The sequence below is a fragment of the Bradyrhizobium ottawaense genome (genome assembly GCF_002278135.3).
In the GTDB taxonomy this organism is placed as follows: Bacteria; Pseudomonadota; Alphaproteobacteria; order Rhizobiales; family Xanthobacteraceae; genus Bradyrhizobium; species Bradyrhizobium ottawaense.
The window spans coordinates 7,441,658-7,458,512 of record NZ_CP029425.2 but is presented as its reverse complement, the minus strand read 5'-3'; the positions used below and the strand labels follow the sequence as shown (position 1 = coordinate 7,458,512).

Here is a 16,855-nt window from a genome sequence, read left to right as displayed (position 1 = left end):
TCTCAGCGACGACAGCGAGTAAGGCGCCCGACCATTCCGACTGCCTTCGCAAGCGGGAGTTGGTGTCAGCAGGTGTCCATGCGCCAATGGACGGTCATCGTTGGACATTGCGGGCGGCTATGCGCTCACATCTCATCCCGACAGCTGAAATTCACTATCAGAGGATAGGCGCGTGAACTCAGAAAAAGAATTTCATCTCCCTCAACTCTATAGGCACCATGTCTTTGCGTGCAACACGCAGCGTCCGCCAAACCATCCCCACGGCAGTTGTGGCGCCTCCGGCGCGCAAGCTCTGTGGGATCGAATGGGCAAGGCGATCGAAGCGCAAGGCCTCGACGATATTGGCTTCGCGACTGCGGGCTGCCTTGGCTTTTGTAACTCTGGTCCTTTGCTGGTTGTCTATCCCGACGGAGTCTGGTATCGCGCGACCACGCCTGAGGATGTCGACGAGATCGTCATATCCCACCTCAAGCACGGCCAACGTGTCGACCGGCTTGTGATAGTGCTCAAGCGAAGCTAGAGGCGTCGCTTGGCGGCCGCTTGCCGGGTTAGCTAGCATGGTCGGCTCGACGTTGGGGGGCGGATCGTCTGAGATTAACCGGGCACTTCGCGGCCAAGATTAGGCTGTCAGCGGCGTATCGCCTTCTTATCAGGCAAATGGGAAAATGGCTTCGGTCTTAAGCGTGGCGAAACAGACGTATGATCATATTCTGAGTCGACGTTTGTGTAATGTTACTCACGTGCTGCGCGATTCGTAACTTGCAGCGCGAGCAACGCCAGCGGTTCCCTCTCTTGCGAGCTGACGCGTCGATGGCGCGTCAGCCGGCTTTCCGTGTCAGTCCGGCGAGAGTAGGAGACGAGCTCGATGATCCTGCTGGGATCCGAGTTTATCAAACGGCCTCTCCACTCTGGCTCTGCTCTAACGTCAGAACTTGTAAGCGACGCCGCCGCTGACGAGCCATGGATCAATATGGGCGCGGCCCGTAACGGCAATCGCATTGTTTAAGGTGGCCGAGTACTCCGGCCGCAGCCACAGCTTTTTAACGTCAAAGTTGAGGCCCCAGTGGCGATCGAGCATGTAATCGAAACCGAATTGGACTGCCGCGCCGAATTGGTTTTTGATGTTTAGATCCGTGACGGAAAGCCCGGCGAGCGAAGTATTGGCTGCCGATTGGTTGAAGAATACAGTGTAGTTGATGCCCGCGCCGACATAGGGCTTAAGCGGCCCAAAATCGGTGAAGTGATATTGCAGGGTCAGTGTAGGAGGCAAGAGCCAGGCTTTGCCGATATCGAGCCCTGTGAGCGCGCCATTGCCGCTGACGTGATGGCTGGTCACGCCGAGAATGAGTTCGGCGGCTAAGTTAGCTGTGAAGAAATAGGTGATGTCGAGCTCTGGTATAGCTTGATCGCTGATCGAAAGCCCAGAGTTGGGTGATGACAGCAACGGCGTCCCTGGAACGTTGACGGAACTGCCTGCGGTATCCGGCAAAACGCCAAGCACGCGCAGGCGGATCATCCACGGGTTGCGGGGTTCAATAGGGGGAGCTTTATAGTAGACCGGCGCCGGACCCAGATCAGCACCACGTACCGAGTTGCTGGCCAACGAGGTCGCTAGCGCGAAGACCGATACAGTTGCCAGGACTGTTCTTGCTCTCATCGAATTCTCCATTCCAAAAGTCGCGCGAGAAGCCGCGCAAGGTCTCTGTCACACATAAGGAACGGCGAAAGATTTGATACCAATCAAATATGGGAGCGATCGTGCCGCTCAGTTGCATCAGGATCACAGCTGCGAAACACGTTTTGCTAAAGGAAATACTCGCGCCAAGCAAGCCGCAAGTCGAGAACGTCATTCTTCTGGTGTGATCGTCCGGAACAGGCTCATTCGCTTGATCCCATCTTCGGGCAGCGCGTGCGAGTTGCTTGGTGCAGGCATCCCTGGAGATGCTCCTGCGTCTGGTGGCCAAGCAGCGACAGCGCGGGCTCGCGATCGAGCCCGGCACATCGTATTCCGTCTAAGTCGATCAACGGTCGTCGTATCAGGAGTGGATCACTCACCATCAATGCGAGTGCGCTCGCCGCGTCGATAGAATCGAGATTGACTTCGCCCGACTTGACACGAGGCGCGGCTCGGTTGAACCAGGAGCCGACGGGCATATTGCGAAAGAAGCTGCGCAATTCGTCCGCATGCCATGGCTCCTTCAAGATGTCCTGGACGACCACGTCATGACCGGCGGACTTTAGCGCTTGAATCTGACGCGCGTTCGTGGCGCAGCCGGGCTTCTGATAAAAGATGATTGTAGCCACGGCGTACCTATGTAGGCGTGCTATGCTGGGCGAATAGCACAGGGCTGCTGCTTCCCGGGAGCCATTCGAAGTTCTTGACAGTCAACGTCAATATCAGCGCATGGTGCGCCCTCAGCGAATTTGCAAAGCCGCTGGCCCGTCTCATTTTGACTCCGTCCGGCATCTTTACTCCTCACATGGCTGAGCTTGCGCGAGCGGCAGCAAGTTCTGTTCCACAATGGCGGCATCGGCTAAGTCAGCCTATTTGGCTGTTGGCGTTCATGTTTGCGATTGTTTGTTCGTTGTCTGACAGCCGGGCAGATCTTGTCAGATCCAAAACAGCCTACGATCGCGCGCCGGCTGGTTGCTTTTGGAAACGTAATCAGAAGCTTAAGGTGCCGGGTTAGACCTTGGCACGGCTGTTGCTGATAAGCGGCAGCAACACTGAGTGAGGGCTGAGTGCACGCCGACGTGTAAGGCGAGCGATGCGCTCCTTCCCTTGAACCCGTGTGCCCCCGCTTCTGCGAGGGAAGCAAAGCTCGCAAAAGAAGCGCGCAACGTTTGGCAAATCGGTTGATGGAGAGAAGCATGGCTTCACTAAGACAAATCGCCTTCTACGGGAAGGGCGGAATCGGCAAGTCCACCACTTCGCAGAACACGCTAGCGGCGCTGGCAGAGATGGGTCAGAAGATCCTGATTGTAGGGTGCGATCCGAAAGCGGACTCGACTCGCCTTATTCTGCACGCCAAGGCTCAAGACACGATTTTGAGTCTTGCCGCGAGCGCCGGCAGCGTGGAGGATCTAGAGCTCGAGGACGTAATGAAGGTTGGCTACCAGGACATTCGCTGCGTTGAGTCCGGTGGCCCTGAGCCAGGTGTCGGCTGCGCCGGCCGCGGTGTCATCACCTCGATCAATTTTCTTGAAGAGAACGGAGCCTACGAGAACATTGACTATGTTTCTTACGATGTGCTTGGCGACGTTGTTTGCGGTGGCTTTGCGATGCCAATCCGCGAAAACAAGGCGCAGGAGATCTACATCGTGATGTCTGGTGAAATGATGGCAATGTATGCCGCAAACAATATTTCCAAGGGGATCCTGAAATACGCGAACTCAGGTGGGGTGCGGTTGGGCGGCCTGATCTGCAACGAGCGGCAGACCGACAAGGAATTGGAACTGGCGGAAGCGTTGGCCAAGAAGCTTGGCACTCAACTGATCTACTTCGTGCCGCGTGACAATGTGGTGCAGCATGCAGAGCTGCGTCGCATGACGGTGCTTGAATATGCACCCGATTCCAAGCAGGCTGATCACTATCGGAAACTAGCGGCCAAGGTTCACAATAATGGCGGCAAGGGCATCATCCCGACCCCGATCTCAATGGATGAGCTCGAGGACATGCTGATGGAGCATGGCATTATAAAGGCCGTGGATGAATCAATCATCGGCAAAACCGCCGCCGAACTCGCAGCCTCGTAAAGGCCGCGAGTCGCCGCCTTGCGAAGGCGAGCGACAGATGCCGGTCTCCCTCACCCCCCTTCCCGGGGGGGGGCCGGCATACTGACGATCGGCCGCGAAAACCAGAGTGCGCCGTGACGAACCACGCATTGTGAAAAACCGCAGAGTTATGTCCGAGCCGCACGTCCTTCCGTTCACGACTGCCTGTGCTGCTGACGCCAATAGCCAGTTGCACAAGGGAATTTCAACCTACCGGCTGCTCACCGGTGAACATCCTGCAAATGCCGATATCGCCATCGACAGCAATCTCGATCGCCATGCCCTGGCGTCTATCCTGGCGGCTGCCACGATGGATGGTGGCTGTCTGTCTGAGAAAGTTGGCCTGTCCGGCGTTGAATTGGCGGTCTTACTGGAGCAGCACTTTCTCCCAACCGGGATCAGGGCCCCGGAGCAGGCCGCGCCCTTCAAGCGGGAAGAGGATGAGGAGATCGCAATGCTTCGCGATCTGTTGCTCAAGCATCGCTCGACGGAAGGGGATATCGGCCGGTGGCTGGCTGCGATGATCGCGCGCCGCGCCATGGAGCCGGACCATCTTTGGGAAGCTCTCGGCTTGCGTGATCGTGGCGAACTCTCGCTCGTGATGAGCCGGCATTTCGCGCCGCTCGCCGCGAGCAATGTCAACAATATGCGTTGGAAGCGCTTCTTCTACCGCATGCTTTGCGAGGACGAAGGCCTTGCGATGTGCACGACACCCGTGTGCAATCAATGTAACGAATTCAACATCTGTTTCGGTGAAGAAAGCGGTGAGAGCCGGATGGCCGAGCGTCGGCGCGATTTGCTGTTGCAGGCCGCAGCATGGCCGGCTGTGTCCAGCGGCCGGGCATCTGAAACGCCAGGAGAGACCGCAGTCGCATCGTTATCCGAAAAGGCTTCAGCGCATTTGTAGGCCGCAGGTCGGAGGAGGGCGCGGATCACCAACTTGGATGCGAGCGGACGGCCGTGTGGTTAAGGCGGCAAGATCGAGTGCTAGGCTACAGTTCACCCGTGTTGGTGCGCCGCAACGGACCTGTCGCACCAAAGGGCAACGCGTTCGGCCTCATAGCGCTGTCGCATTTGCCACGATGCATTTGCTGAACAAGGTCATAAAGAGAAGCGTGACTTCTTGCACTAGGTCGGCCGTTAGGATCACAAAGACTGCGGCGGTAACGGCGGGCGCGGTCAACAAAAACATCGCGTCCGCGCAATTATCGAAGCAGATCTTCCGCTTACCATGATGGAGTGCCGCACGGACCCGGGAAAGAGGCGCCGACGCGAGGGTCGACGCAAGGGTGTCGATGAAATATGTGGTCCCTTGCCACAATATCCATGCCGTCTTCGGGCTGTGTAGTCATCAGGAGCTAACGATGGAAAAGGTCAACCAAGTGTTAGGATATACCGGGCCCGCGAACTTCAGGTGTCAGTCATGAGAAGTCTTTCCGCGCCGTCACCGAGTTCTCATCAGATTGAGCGCAACCGCAAAACCCGCGGGCGCGTTGTCGTTACTGTTTCGGATCCGCTCAATGTGGGCGCTCACCAGAGCTAAACCGAAGGAGAATATTCGATGATCAGCTCATCCCCAGCAACCGGTATTCTAGATCGACTCGGCAAGGCCTCATCGGCAGAGGAGTTTTTTTCGCTGCTTGGCGTCGAGTACGACCCTAAGATCGTGAATGTCGCGCGCCTTCACATTTTGAAGCGCATGGGACAATACCTCGCACAGGAGAAATTTGCTGGTGCCGCAGAGCCGGAAATCAGAACTCGATGCAAGGCGATGCTGGAACGGGCATATGGAGATTTCGTGGCATCGTCACCGATCGACGAGCGAGTGTTCAAGGTTTTGAAGGATGCCGTCTCAGACTCCAAGAAGGCTGCGGCCTTCGTTCCTTTGAGCGAGTTGAAGTGACCTAGCGTTCCACTGTAAGCGAAGTCTGTCCGGCGGACGCCGAGGCGCTCCGTTAATGCGGCTTTCTATTTATCGCGGCAAGTCTCTTAGTCATGGCCCGGCCAACGGCTGTCGTATTCCCGACCCATGTCCGGATTATTCGTGACCAGGTATCAGCAGCTGTTTGATGTGTGGCGCAAGCCAATACGTCCCACTGACTTCAATCGTCTTTGCAACTGGTACGACACTTGCTGTTGTCCTGCTGATCTGATCATCGATGCCGACAGATGGTGGCGCCCGCGGTGAGTTTGAAGGAGGACCCATGATGCTGCTTACATTGCCTGCCGAGCCCCCCTGCGGCATCATATCGAGGCCTACGATGCCGTCAGGTCTGTTCGCAACGGTCTTTGACGCGGTCGCAGTTTCGTAGTGACGGTGAGATGGTAGTCAATAATAGGTGTCCCCTTCGCGCGGCTCTTGCGGCGGCTATGCACAGTAGCGTCCGCATCAAATCGGCCCCCGATCCCGCTCAAATGTGTCTGCATCTCATCGCAGATAGAAACTGCGCTACGAAAAGTGGTGCCCTCCTCCCACACGGAGTGCCAGCGCTGGAGGCTCGGCACGGTCGCGTGACAGAAGCCTTGCCAGGACCTCCATCGATGGTACCGGCGAGGCGCCGCGAACGGACTAGTCAACTAAGGCATGGAAGTGGCCGGTCAGGATCACCTCGTCCTGGCCGGCCACGGTGGCGCTCGTCGAGCCCGGCACCCAAGGATTCAGTTTGCAAGATCCCTCCAAAGCCGGCCGAATGGGTGCGCCAATTGCGACGACGCGTATTGTGGTGCGACTGGTCCGAGCGCGCAGGCGGGCAGAGCAGCCAGCCACTTGCCGGCCAAAAGTGAACTTCGGTTAACGAAAGCGAAAAAGCAACCCGTGGCGCGGGCGCGCCTATCTCCAGAGGAATTTAGACTATGAGCAAGGTCAGCAAAACGGCGATGCCAGCAGGGGCCGGCCGCGGAGCAGCCAAAAAAGAACTGCCGGAGCACTTCAAGTCGTACAAGCACGTCTGGGTCTTCGTCGAGCTGGAGCGGGGCCAAGTGCATCCCGTTTCCTGGGAGCTCATGGGTGCGGGGCGTGGTCTTGCCGACAGGCTAAAGGTGAATCTTGCCGCTGTCGTTGTCGGTCCGGAGGGGCAGCACACACGCAACGCCGCACTTGAAGCCTTTTGCTACGGCGCCGATCTGGCCTATCTCGTGAGCGACAATGTGTTGTCGGATTACCGCAACGAATCTTATACGAAAGCGCTCACCGAACTCGTCAACACCTACAAGCCCGAGATATTACTGTTGGGTGCCACGACGCTTGGTCGCGATCTCGCAGGTTCCGTGGCGACGAATCTATCGACGGGGCTTACTGCCGACTGCACCACGCTGGACGTGGACGCCGACGGTTCACTTGCGGCGACGCGGCCAACTTTTGGCGGCTCGTTGCTCTGCACAATCTATACCTTGAATTACCGCCCGCAGATGGCCACGGTCCGCCCGCGAGTGATGCCGATGCCTGCACGCGTTATGCGCGATGCCGCTCGTATCGTCGTTCATCCGCTCGGCCTTGTAGAAGACGATATAGTCACGAAAGTATTGTCCTTCCTACCCGACCGCGATGCAGAAACTTCCACTCTGGCCTATGCCGATGTTGTGGTTGCGGGCGGCCTTGGACTGGGATCGCCTGAGAACTTCCGGTTGGTACGCGAGCTCGCAGCTCTGCTTGGGGCTGAATATGGCTGCTCGCGTCCTCTCGTGCAAAAGGGCTGGGTTACGTCTGACCGGCAAATCGGTCAGACAGGCAAAACCATCCGGCCGAAGCTCTATATTGCCGCGGGCATTTCCGGTGCGATCCAGCACCGGGTCGGCGTCGAGGGCGCGGATCTGATCGTCGCCGTTAACACGGACAAAAACGCTCCGATCTTCGACTTCGCCCATCTCGCGATCGTCAGTGATGCTATGCAATTGTTGCCAGCCCTGACGGCTGCATTTCGCGCGCGGCTTCTGCCAGATTCGCGCGCCAGGATCGCGGTCTAGAGGAGATATTGATGATTGAAGAGAGATTCGATGCGATCGTGGTCGGAGCCGGTATGGCCGGCAACGCGGCGGCATTGACGATGGCCAAACAGGGCATGAAGGTGCTGCAGCTCGAGCGGGGCGAATATCCCGGATCGAAAAATGTGCAGGGGGCCATCCTCTATGCCGACATGATGGAAAAGCTGATCCCCGAGTTTCGAGAGGAGGCGCCACTCGAACGCCACCTGATCGAACAGCGGTTCTGGATGATGGACGATCGCTCGCATGTCGGCATGCACTACCGTTCGGAGGACTTCAACGAGCAGAGGCCGAACCGCTATACGATTATACGCGCCCAGTTTGACAAATGGTTTTCTTCAAAGGTGCGGGAAGCTGGCGCGATCGTGCTTTGCGAGACCACCGTCACAGAGCTCGCGCAGGACGATCGTAACAGGGTCGTCGGTGTTCGTACAGATCGCCGTGACGGCGAGATACATGCTGACGTCGTCGTTCTGGCCGAAGGGGTCAATGGCTTGCTCGGCACGCGTGCGGGCCTGCGCGCCCGTCCGGCACCCGATAACGTTGCGCTCGCGGTGAAGGAAATGCACTTCTTGCCCCGTGAAACCATCGAAGCACGCTTCAATCTTAAGGGGGATGAAGGCGTCGTGATAGAGGCTGCCGGTACCATTTCCCGCGGCATGACCGGGATGGGTTTCATCTACGCCAACAAAGAGTGCATTTCGCTTGGCATCGGTTGTCTCGTCGCCGACTTCCAACGCACGGGCCAAACGCCGTATGGCCTGCTCGATGAATTCAAAAGGCATCCCTCTGTGGCGCCACTGATAGCAGGGTCCGAAGTAAAGGAATATTCGGCGCATCTCATTCCCGAAGGCGGTTACAAATCGATCCCACAGCTTTATGGGGAGGGCTGGGTCGTCGTGGGCGATGCCGCCCAACTCAACAATGCCGTTCATCGTGAGGGCTCCAATCTCGCGATGACATCGGGCCGTATCGCGGCCGAAGCGATAGGTCTGGTCAAATCGCGCGGCGAACCGATGAGTGCAACAAATCTCTCAATCTACAAAAAGATGTTGGACGATTCTTTCGTCATCAAAGATCTCAAGAAGTACAAGGATTTGCCACCCCTCATGCATACCCACTCCGAAAATTTCTTTCTCACTTATCCGCAGCTTATCTCCAAGGCGATGCAGAACTTTGTGCGCGTCGATGGTACGCCCAAGGTTGAGAAGGAGAAGGCGAGCCTCAAATCCTTTGTCAAGACGCGGTCATGGTCAGGTCTGGTCGGCGATGCTTACCGTTTTGCCAGGGCCTGGCGGTGATCGCGACAGTGTGAAGTCCAACAGTGGAAGGCAAAAGCATGAATGTCGAACCCTCCGTGCGCGTCGAAGACAAGCTGTACTACAACCGTTATCTTGTCGACGCCGGGCACCCTCACGTCAGGGTACGTGCGCACAAGACGCCATCGCCGCAGCTCCTCACACTTTTGAAGGCCTGCCCGGCGCGATGCTACGAGCTCAACGACAACGGCCAGGTCGAAGTTACAGTTGATGGCTGCATTGAATGCGGTACCTGCCGCGTGATCGCCGAGCCGACCGGCGACATCGAATGGAGCCACCCGCGCGGCGGATATGGTGTTCTGTTCAAGTTTGGGTGATGACAGAGCGAAGGGTGGTGCGGCGTTAGCCGACGCAATCTCACTGTATCTGTGGCGCGCTCACTGTCACCTGCATAGCGCCGGGTTGTTTGAGAAGACACCCGTCATCGCAACGCGACGCAAGACGTGACATGCAGATAAGCAGCAAAAGGCTCGTTGTGGCGCCACTGAGTAGCGCCACGATGCCGTCGATCTGATGGCAGAGAAAAGATCAGTCTCCTGCCTGAGGGGAGGCAGGCCCAGCGGCCTCGAGTGCGATCGCCACTGACTGTGTGATCGCAGCAAAGCGCACGGCGGTCTGGATCGTCTCCGAATTGACGCCCGCGGCTCTCAATGTCCTCTCATGGGCATCAATGCAGATACCGCAGCCGTTTATGGAGGAGACAGCAAGCGACCACAGCTCGAAATCGGACTTGTCCACGCCGGGATTGCCAATCACGTCCATGCGCAGCCGCGGCGGCATCGTCTTGTATTCTGGGTTGGAAGCGAGGTGAACGAAGCGGTAGTAGACATTGTTCATTACCACTACGGAGGCCGCAGCTTTCGCTGCGGCGATCGCCACAGATGTCATCACGCCCGAGGCTGCCGATTCCACCGCGGCAATCAGGGCTGAATTGCGGGTGGCAACTGCACTCGCTACCAGCACCCCGTATTTTCGCCGCGGCGAAAGCGTCTCATCGGCCATCAAGGAGGTCAAGTTAATCCTGACATCCTTCGCGAAATCGGGAATCTTGTCGTAGATTTGTTCGATCGGCGACATGCTGCGTCACGCAACCTTCAGTGTTTCCCCGCCGATTTCGCGGTTGCAGGGACAGAGCTCGTCGGTTTGCAGCGCGTCTAGAACGCGGAGTGTGTCCTTAGGACTGCGGCCCACACTCAGATTGGTCGCATAGACGTGCTGAATCGTGTTTTGGGGGTCAACAATGAAGGTATAACGATAGGCAACCCCTTCGGGTGAACGCACCCCGAGGCCATCGACGAGCGTTCCCTTTGTGTCGGCAAATTGCCAGATTGGTAGATTGTGCAGGTCGACATGTGAGCGCCGCCAAGCAAGCTTGCAGAACTCGTTGTCAGTCGAGCCACCCAGTACAACCGCATCTCGGTCAGCGAATTCCTTGGAAAGCCGAGCAAATTCTGCGATCTCTGTCGGGCAGACGAAGGTAAAGTCCTTTGGGTAAAAGAAGATGATCTTCCATTTCTCCGGAAAGCTCATTTCGGTCAGCGTCTCAAACGCACTCTGCCCTTCCTCTTCCTGCGCTTGAAAACCGGGCTTCACGCCTGTGATGTCGAATGGCGGCAACTGACTTCCAATTCCGAGCATGGTGTCCTCACAAACTTGCTTTTGTAGATCGTGACCTCACTGGTGGCGCAAACCATATGCCACGCATTCTTAGACCTAGAATTGGCGCAACAAGACCAGCCCAGCGGCTTGGATACAGGCGCCTTTGAGCACGAAAGTACACGGGCGCTGGCTACGCGGTTGGCGGGAAGACGGCAGCCAGACCTAAACCGAAGCAATCTCGTCCCCGACCGGTAGGCACTGCACAGCCGGCCTGGCCGGGCTATGGCAGTTTGGCGCTCGCCGCTGGTAACTGCGACGTCGTGCCGTTCAAGGTCCACAATCGGCGCGTTCGCAAGGCATCGAGGCGGCGCAGCAGCGGACGCGGGAGCTAAGGCGGCTTCCGCAAATGGCGAAGGGTTTCGATGGGCGTGCGCCGCCCGGTATCGTTCCGACCAATAGCCGCAGCTGGGGTTGAACGGCGCCGGCCGCAAGGCATGTTTTTCGGAACGTCTGTTAAGTCCGGTACGCCTGGCTATCGTAACGATTCGGCGCGCAGGTCCGGTCAGCTCATTCCCGTTGTTTGGCGAATTTGCTGATCGCAAGGAGATGGGGTCCTGCTGCGAAGCGCCCGGGAGACGGCGGGCGCAGCCTCGGCAACCGTTTTTGTCAAGACCGGATTGTTCTGCTGCCGAACGGTTGGGAAATCGAGATCTGTTCTCCCCTCGCAACGTTCGCTTGCGAGCATAATGTGTGTGCCCCCCTCGAGTGCCGCTGCACCTGTAAGGTGATGCCTTCCTCGCTGCGCGACATCCAAAGCGGAATCGGCAGGTAGCCTCAAGATCGTCTTTGGCAGGTAAAGAACTGCCCGGAGCGCTATTCGAATCTATCTCATCTAGACTATCGATGATGGCCGCGATCTTGCTGGTGTGTTTCTCGCGTCCAGACATAGCCGTCCAAGGTGCTCATGGGGATGTGGCAGGCCTTGCAAGCCACCGCTCGGCAGCCCGAGCGGAACGGCGCGCGCGACTTCCGCGAAGAGCTATGCGGGATTTTGGGTGACGAGGCGATCAGGCGGCGTGGTTTTCCGGCACTTGGATGACCTCGATGCCGTTTTCGAATCTGACACCTGCGCTGACCTTCGGCAACTGATTTGTGCCTTTCAGCCGCCGCCAGGTCTTTGATGCGGCGCAGAGCAGCTTGAACACCATCAACTTGGCAGTCGTTGACGATAACGAACCTTTCGTGCGCACCGTTCTGTGCCGGACCGTCGCGAACACGCTTTCGATGGGATTCGTCGTCCGCAAGTGGTCCCAATGCTCGGCGGGGAATTCGTAGAACGCAAGCATTGCGTCGCGATCTTTCGTCAGGCACTCGACCGCCTTGTCGTACTTCGCTCCGTATTTCTCGGCAAAGACATCGATCGCCACTTCGGCCGAAGCTCGGTTGGACGCCAAATAGACCTCGCGCAGATCCTTCTTCATGCTGGCCTGTACCGACACTGCGACTTTGTTCAAGATATTCGCGGTTTTGTGCACCCAGCACCGCTGATGTCGCGTGGCGGGAAAGACCTCGTCGAGCGCCTTCCAGAAGCCGAGCGCGCCGTCACCGACGGCGATTTCCGGGGCGATCTTCAGCCCACGGGTTTTCGCCTCGACGAGCAGTTCGTGCCAGCTCTGCGTGCTCTCGCGCACGCCGACCTGGAAGCCGATGAGTTCCTTCTTGCCTTCCGGCGTCGCGCCGATCAGCACCAGCATGCATTCGCTGTGGTCTTCCATGCGAGCCTGCAGGAAGACGCCGTCCGCCCACACGTATACGTACCGGCGCGCCGACAGATCGCGCTTCTGCCAACGCTCGTACTCGAGCTGCCACTCCGTCGTCAGTCTGGAAACCACCGCCGGAGAAAGATTCGGCGCATCCTTGCCCAGGAGCGCCGCCAGCGCCTCCTGGAAGTCGCCCGTCGAGATGCCTCGCAGGTACAGAACCGGCAAAAGTGCATCCAAGCTCTTCGTGCGCCGTGCCCACAACGGCAGGATCGCCGAGGTGAAGCGGATCCGCTCGCCATCGCTGGTCACCGCGCGATCGCGAATCTTTACCCGGGCGACTTCGACGGCGCCGATCCCCGTCTGGATCGTCCGCACTGGACCATGGCCGTGCCGCACGAGGCGGTCGCGGCCATCGGGAAGCTTCAAGCCCTTCATCGCGGCGAGAAACGCCTCGGCTTCCATCTCGACAGCCTGCGCAAGCAGCTGCCGAGCACCAGATCGCAAAATATTCGTCAGTGGATCGTCGATCTCATCGGGCTGACGCAGTGGGACAATGTTGCTATGCTCGTTCATGGCGTATCGCTCTCCTTGAGGTTCTGGCAGGCTCGACACCCGCCTCGATACGCCGCCTATCTCATTCCGTCATCACCCAGTTTCCCGCATAGCTCTTCCGCGAATACTTCCGCTCCAATACTGAGCCGTAGGGCATCAAAGGAGCGGCGCGTGATGCGCGCCAAAAGCGGCACGCCAGAGTGGCCAGTTTCAAGGGTCAGAACCAAGGTGACCTCAGCATCGCCGTGCGGCAGAGAGGCCGTTATGCGTGCTCGAAATACATTGAGGATAGAGCTTGCGCGCGGAGGTTCGCACGCAATGCTGACGTCGCCGGCAGCGATGCGCAGCCGCAGCCTTGCGCCCGGCCTTAGCGGTACTGCTGGTATCAGAAAGCGCGCGGATTTGAGGCGGAGCTTGACCAGCCCGTAGCGCCCGTCATAACCGCCGACCATAGTATCCAGACAGATTGCCGCTTCACTGCGGCTGGCGAGCGCCGGGTCGCTCTGGGTGACATTGAGCGGACCGGCCGCAGTCACGGTGCCATCTTTCATCATGACGAGATGATCGGCGAGACGTTCGATATCGGTGATGTCATGGCTGATGTAGATCATCGGCAACGCAAGCGATTGCAGGATGCGTTCGAGAAATGGCAGGATCTCGCATTTGGCGGAGCGGTCGCGCACAATGAGTGGATCGTCCAGCAGGAGTAGCCGAGGCTGGCCTAGCAGCGCACTGCCAAGGGCAAGTCGCTGCCGCTCGGTCTTGGAAAGATGTGATGGCGTACGCTCGAGCAGTGGCGCCAAGCCGAGCAATTCGACCACACCATCAAAATCGATCAGTGTCGGTTCCGAGTTTGACGCGTTGTATAAAAGGGTGCGTCGTACCGACAAATGAGAAGAGAGGATCGGTAGCTGAAATACATATGCGACGCGACGCAGATGAGGCGGTCGAAACGTCGTCTCATCTTGCCAAATCTCCCCATCAATCGCACAGAAGCCATTCGGCAGACGCTGCACGCCAGCGATGCAGCGCGCGAGTGTAGTTTTGCCGCACCCAGGCGGACCAAAAATCGCTGTGACGCCTTTGGCCGGTACGCTGAACTGCGTATCAAGCAGAATGCTCGCGAGCGAGCCGTTGAAGGCAACCTCAATATAGCCCTTCTTGGCTTCTTTGGTGAACCCGCCCATGTGCTGTATCTTCCATCTAAGTGAGGAGCCTAGCGGCTGCACTGGAGGTGATCGTTATGCTGCTGGCCATCCAGTCTATTCCGCTCCAGCACGGCGCTGCTGCTCGCAAGAGGGTATAAAGTGGGAGGGAGGCGTGCAGAGCGGTTTCAAGTCCGGAGCCTTGTTGAGCAGCTCCACGCCGGTGGATCGTGGCAATCGGTACGGTGGCCGGCGCGCTTACCTTAAGAGTTAAGCGCCGCCTTTCCAGCAACGCGAGGTCTTTGGTCTGCTTGGCCGGGCCGAGGCCTTCTGGTGAATGTTGAATGGCGCGGCTTGAGAGGTTGGGGGGCAAAGATGCCGGCTCACGCCAAAGCTGAATACTGGCCCGCGGCCGGAAATCGGCATCAATGATCCCACAGCTTCGCGAGCCGATTTGAAGTCTGCCCAGTAGCTGATCGTAGCCTCTGCACTCTCAGGTGCGACCAGCATCAGCGCCAGGTCGATTAACATGAATCGAATAAGTCTCATTGGAACTCCGGCTCCGCCTGAGCCGCTTCCTTCCCGGCAACTGGCTGATACTTACCCAGCAATCCGCGTGCCGTTCGAAGTGATAACTGGGCGGTTAGCGGCAAGGGAGGCGTTTTATCTGTCTCCACTCCGCGTCTTAAATCGCCGCATCCTATTGTAGGACTTTGACGCTCGCGTCTCCAACCGCACATGCAGGGCCGTGAGGCGGCACCCAAGGATCATGCCAAGCCTCTCGCGTTCGAGATCGTGCTTTGGCGAATATGCGGCCGTAGAGCTCGTCAATGATGCACAACTCCATGCCATCCGACTGACGCGCCATCCGATCTACTCGGCGGAGAAGGCCTGTAGACGGTCGCTTGGCGAAAGCGCTGACCGAGATGATATGCGGTGCCCGCGCGCTCAAAGTGCTTGAATCGACCGTAACGTCAGGTTGTAGGCATGGCGAAGCAGAAAACCATATTGGGAGCCAACATGGGCACATAAGTGCTAAACGGCCGATCTCTGTTTGTCGCGGTCTTCGCAATGCGTGTTGCGAGTGGCGGGATAATGATTCGGAGCGCGGCAATCATTGCAGCCGGCCCGCGAGAAGCGAGACTCATGGCTGCCGAGGCATTCCAATCCGGTAAACAGATCACCTCTCGGGGCAAAGAAAAACAGAGAAGCACAGGCGTCTTATGAGGGGTTTGGTCAATCAAGAGCGACGAATGGGCTGGACTTGCAATGCGCATCGCTTTGCAGCCGTCCTCGCTGCGATCGCGATCGCTGCGACATGGTGCACAGGACACGCTCGCGCGCGAGATCGGCGAGCCGAGGAAGTCTTGGCGTCGTGCAAATCAGACGTGATCCGCTTCTGTGACCGCTTTACAGGCCGTAGCGATGTTGACGTGGCCATGTTTTGTCTTAGGGACAATTTCAAAAACTTGCACCGCGAATGCCGGCGCATGATGCCAACCGCGGCAAACGAAAACGATGCACCGAGACAATCGCTCAACAAGCGCCCGGTAGGCCCTCATCGAGAGACGCGGCAGTTGCGAACTCGAACGATAGTGAAGTATTCAGACTGACGGGCGGCGGGGTTGGCCAGCTTGGTGGCTGAAGGTCGACCGGGCTGGAGCATCAGCCTGCCGAGGCGCAGTCGGCTGGGTGGGACCGATCCGTGATTGGATTGGCTCGATTAGCGATACAGTTGCCCAGGCGTGGTGCGGCCTTGAATTTCGAGTTTCGTGCTGCAGCAGTTGCGCTTTGTTCAGCGCTGTAGCCATTCGCGGCTTCGAGGTTTTGTGAAGTTGCTTTCGTCTCTCTGTGGCTGGTCCCAAGGGCAATCAGCGTCAGCTGTGGAGGCAGTGGACCGTACTGTCATCAATTTATGGCATTGTGGCCCGCGACTACGTATTTTTGCGGAAGTGGCTAAGTCGGCTGCGACAGCCAATGATTGCCGGAATATCAGCGCGTTTGTTTCATCGCGGTTGCCTTAGATTTCTCAGGATTACCTTCGGCTAGACTGAGCTGTAACAGATTGGGCTAGGAAACCTCTTTTGTTAGCCGCTGATCGATTTCCCCATGCAACCGCTTGATACCATTGCGGCGTTCTCTATGGGCGCTTCAGGGGAGTCGCTTCGCCCGATTGTGGTGCTCCTGACCGAATACACTTTAGAGCTCAAGGCGAAAGGAAACGCCGTCGACGAGAGCCGTTCAAAGGCAGAGAGCTGTTCATGCAGACGCTTCTCAAGGGCCTTGCGTTCGGTGCCAGGCAGGTCGGTGTTAAGTAGCCGGCGGCAGCGCCAGATTCCGTTTCGCAGCCATCTGATCTCACTTAGCGTATCATCAATCGAAGTCATCACGGATGTTGATCCTTAAGTGTAAAACATGGCGATGCTCGTCGAGCGGTCGTTCCCTGGCTCCGCATTCCTGCCGGATAGTTGAGCCGACAACGGCGTATCGCCCGCTCGTGTCCGGAGGAGGCGAGAAGTCCGATGTATGCGACGCTTATAAGTCAATATTATCCTACGCCGCGCGTTTGGCGAGAAATCGCGGCAGATCCTCGCGGTTTCAATGCGCCGCGAACGTGTGTCCTGCACAATTCCAGCGCTCATAGGGTTAAGCGTGTTTAACGCGAGATCAACAAGGCGCACTAGCTGCTCGAGTTATTTGGTCGCGGCGCAGCTAGGCTACA

Annotated in this window: 14 protein-coding genes; 8 read left to right on the top strand and 6 right to left on the bottom strand. The window is 57.9% G+C overall.

Features of this window, described 5'->3' with window-relative positions:
- Positions 1-172: 172 nt before the first annotated feature.
- Complete coding sequence (locus CIT37_RS34890) at positions 173-520, top strand: (2Fe-2S) ferredoxin domain-containing protein (RefSeq protein ID WP_011084574.1); 348 nt, start codon at positions 173-175, stop codon at positions 518-520.
- Between the two features lie 405 nt (positions 521-925).
- Here CIT37_RS34890 and CIT37_RS34885 read toward each other — a convergent pair whose 3' ends face one another.
- Positions 926-1,669, bottom strand: coding sequence for an OmpW/AlkL family protein (locus CIT37_RS34885; protein WP_018647470.1), 744 nt, complete (start codon positions 1,667-1,669; stop codon positions 926-928).
- Between the two features lie 209 nt (positions 1,670-1,878).
- The gene (locus CIT37_RS34880; RefSeq protein ID WP_011084576.1) at positions 1,879-2,304 is read right to left on the bottom strand and encodes an ArsC/Spx/MgsR family protein; all 426 of its coding nucleotides are present in this window, start codon (positions 2,302-2,304) and stop codon (positions 1,879-1,881) included.
- Between the two features lie 567 nt (positions 2,305-2,871).
- On the opposite strand from CIT37_RS34880, the gene nifH reads away from it, so the two are divergent.
- The 6 genes from nifH (at position 2,872) to CIT37_RS34850 (ending at position 9,391) form a co-directional block, all read left to right on the top strand.
- Complete coding sequence (gene nifH, locus CIT37_RS34875; protein WP_011084578.1) at positions 2,872-3,756, top strand: nitrogenase iron protein; 885 nt, start codon at positions 2,872-2,874, stop codon at positions 3,754-3,756.
- Positions 3,757-3,862: 106 nt separating this feature from the next.
- Positions 3,863-4,681, top strand: a complete 819-nt coding sequence (locus CIT37_RS34870) for a nitrogen fixation protein NifQ (RefSeq protein ID WP_018647473.1) — start codon at positions 3,863-3,865, stop codon at positions 4,679-4,681.
- A gap of 654 nt (positions 4,682-5,335) precedes the next feature.
- A complete protein-coding gene (nifW, locus tag CIT37_RS34865; RefSeq protein ID WP_011084580.1) occupies positions 5,336-5,677 on the top strand; it encodes a nitrogenase stabilizing/protective protein NifW in 342 nt (113 codons plus the stop codon).
- 950 nt (positions 5,678-6,627) lie between these two features.
- Complete coding sequence (locus CIT37_RS34860) at positions 6,628-7,737, top strand: electron transfer flavoprotein subunit alpha/FixB family protein (RefSeq protein WP_014497958.1); 1,110 nt, start codon at positions 6,628-6,630, stop codon at positions 7,735-7,737.
- An 11-nt stretch (positions 7,738-7,748) separates the two neighbouring features.
- Complete coding sequence (locus CIT37_RS34855) at positions 7,749-9,056, top strand: FAD-dependent monooxygenase (protein ID WP_011084583.1); 1,308 nt, start codon at positions 7,749-7,751, stop codon at positions 9,054-9,056.
- A 38-nt stretch (positions 9,057-9,094) separates the two neighbouring features.
- On the top strand, positions 9,095-9,391 hold the full coding sequence (locus CIT37_RS34850) for a ferredoxin family protein (protein WP_011084584.1): 297 nt from the start codon (positions 9,095-9,097) through the stop codon (positions 9,389-9,391).
- A 211-nt stretch (positions 9,392-9,602) separates the two neighbouring features.
- Here CIT37_RS34850 and ahpD read toward each other — a convergent pair whose 3' ends face one another.
- The 4 genes from ahpD to modC form a co-directional block, all read right to left on the bottom strand.
- Positions 9,603-10,151 (bottom strand): alkylhydroperoxidase, AhpD family, encoded by a 549-nt coding sequence (gene ahpD, locus CIT37_RS34845; protein WP_011084585.1) that lies wholly within the window; start codon positions 10,149-10,151, stop codon positions 9,603-9,605.
- A gap of 6 nt (positions 10,152-10,157) precedes the next feature.
- Complete coding sequence (locus CIT37_RS34840; RefSeq protein WP_011084586.1) at positions 10,158-10,712, bottom strand: peroxiredoxin; 555 nt, start codon at positions 10,710-10,712, stop codon at positions 10,158-10,160.
- A 1,028-nt stretch (positions 10,713-11,740) separates the two neighbouring features.
- Entirely contained in the window at positions 11,741-13,009 is a 1,269-nt protein-coding gene (locus CIT37_RS34835; protein WP_014497957.1) for an IS256 family transposase, read from the bottom strand.
- A 56-nt stretch (positions 13,010-13,065) separates the two neighbouring features.
- The gene (gene modC / locus CIT37_RS34830; protein ID WP_014497956.1) at positions 13,066-14,175 is read right to left on the bottom strand and encodes a molybdenum ABC transporter ATP-binding protein; all 1,110 of its coding nucleotides are present in this window, start codon (positions 14,173-14,175) and stop codon (positions 13,066-13,068) included.
- A 2,067-nt stretch (positions 14,176-16,242) separates the two neighbouring features.
- On the opposite strand from modC, the gene CIT37_RS34825 reads away from it, so the two are divergent.
- Positions 16,243-16,539, top strand: a complete 297-nt coding sequence (locus CIT37_RS34825) for a hypothetical protein (protein ID WP_161170740.1) — start codon at positions 16,243-16,245, stop codon at positions 16,537-16,539.
- Positions 16,540-16,855 lie beyond the last annotated feature (316 nt).

Excerpts from the sequence above, each read along its gene's own strand:
- CIT37_RS34885 (WP_018647470.1), bottom strand. The coding sequence starts at position 1,669 with ATGGAGAATTCGATGAGAGCAAGAACAGTCCTGGCAACTGTATCGGTC.
- nifH (WP_011084578.1), top strand. The coding sequence starts at position 2,872 with ATGGCTTCACTAAGACAAATCGCCTTCTACGGGAAGGGCGGAATCGGC.
- nifW (WP_011084580.1), top strand. The coding sequence starts at position 5,336 with ATGATCAGCTCATCCCCAGCAACCGGTATTCTAGATCGACTCGGCAAG.
- CIT37_RS34860 (WP_014497958.1), top strand. The coding sequence starts at position 6,628 with ATGAGCAAGGTCAGCAAAACGGCGATGCCAGCAGGGGCCGGCCGCGGA.
- CIT37_RS34855 (WP_011084583.1), top strand. The coding sequence starts at position 7,749 with ATGATTGAAGAGAGATTCGATGCGATCGTGGTCGGAGCCGGTATGGCC.
- CIT37_RS34850 (WP_011084584.1), top strand. The coding sequence starts at position 9,095 with ATGAATGTCGAACCCTCCGTGCGCGTCGAAGACAAGCTGTACTACAAC.
- ahpD (WP_011084585.1), bottom strand. The coding sequence starts at position 10,151 with ATGTCGCCGATCGAACAAATCTACGACAAGATTCCCGATTTCGCGAAG.
- CIT37_RS34840 (WP_011084586.1), bottom strand. The coding sequence starts at position 10,712 with ATGCTCGGAATTGGAAGTCAGTTGCCGCCATTCGACATCACAGGCGTG.
- CIT37_RS34835 (WP_014497957.1), bottom strand. The coding sequence starts at position 13,009 with ATGAACGAGCATAGCAACATTGTCCCACTGCGTCAGCCCGATGAGATC.
- modC (WP_014497956.1), bottom strand. The coding sequence starts at position 14,175 with ATGGGCGGGTTCACCAAAGAAGCCAAGAAGGGCTATATTGAGGTTGCC.
- CIT37_RS34825 (WP_161170740.1), top strand. The coding sequence starts at position 16,243 with ATGCAACCGCTTGATACCATTGCGGCGTTCTCTATGGGCGCTTCAGGG.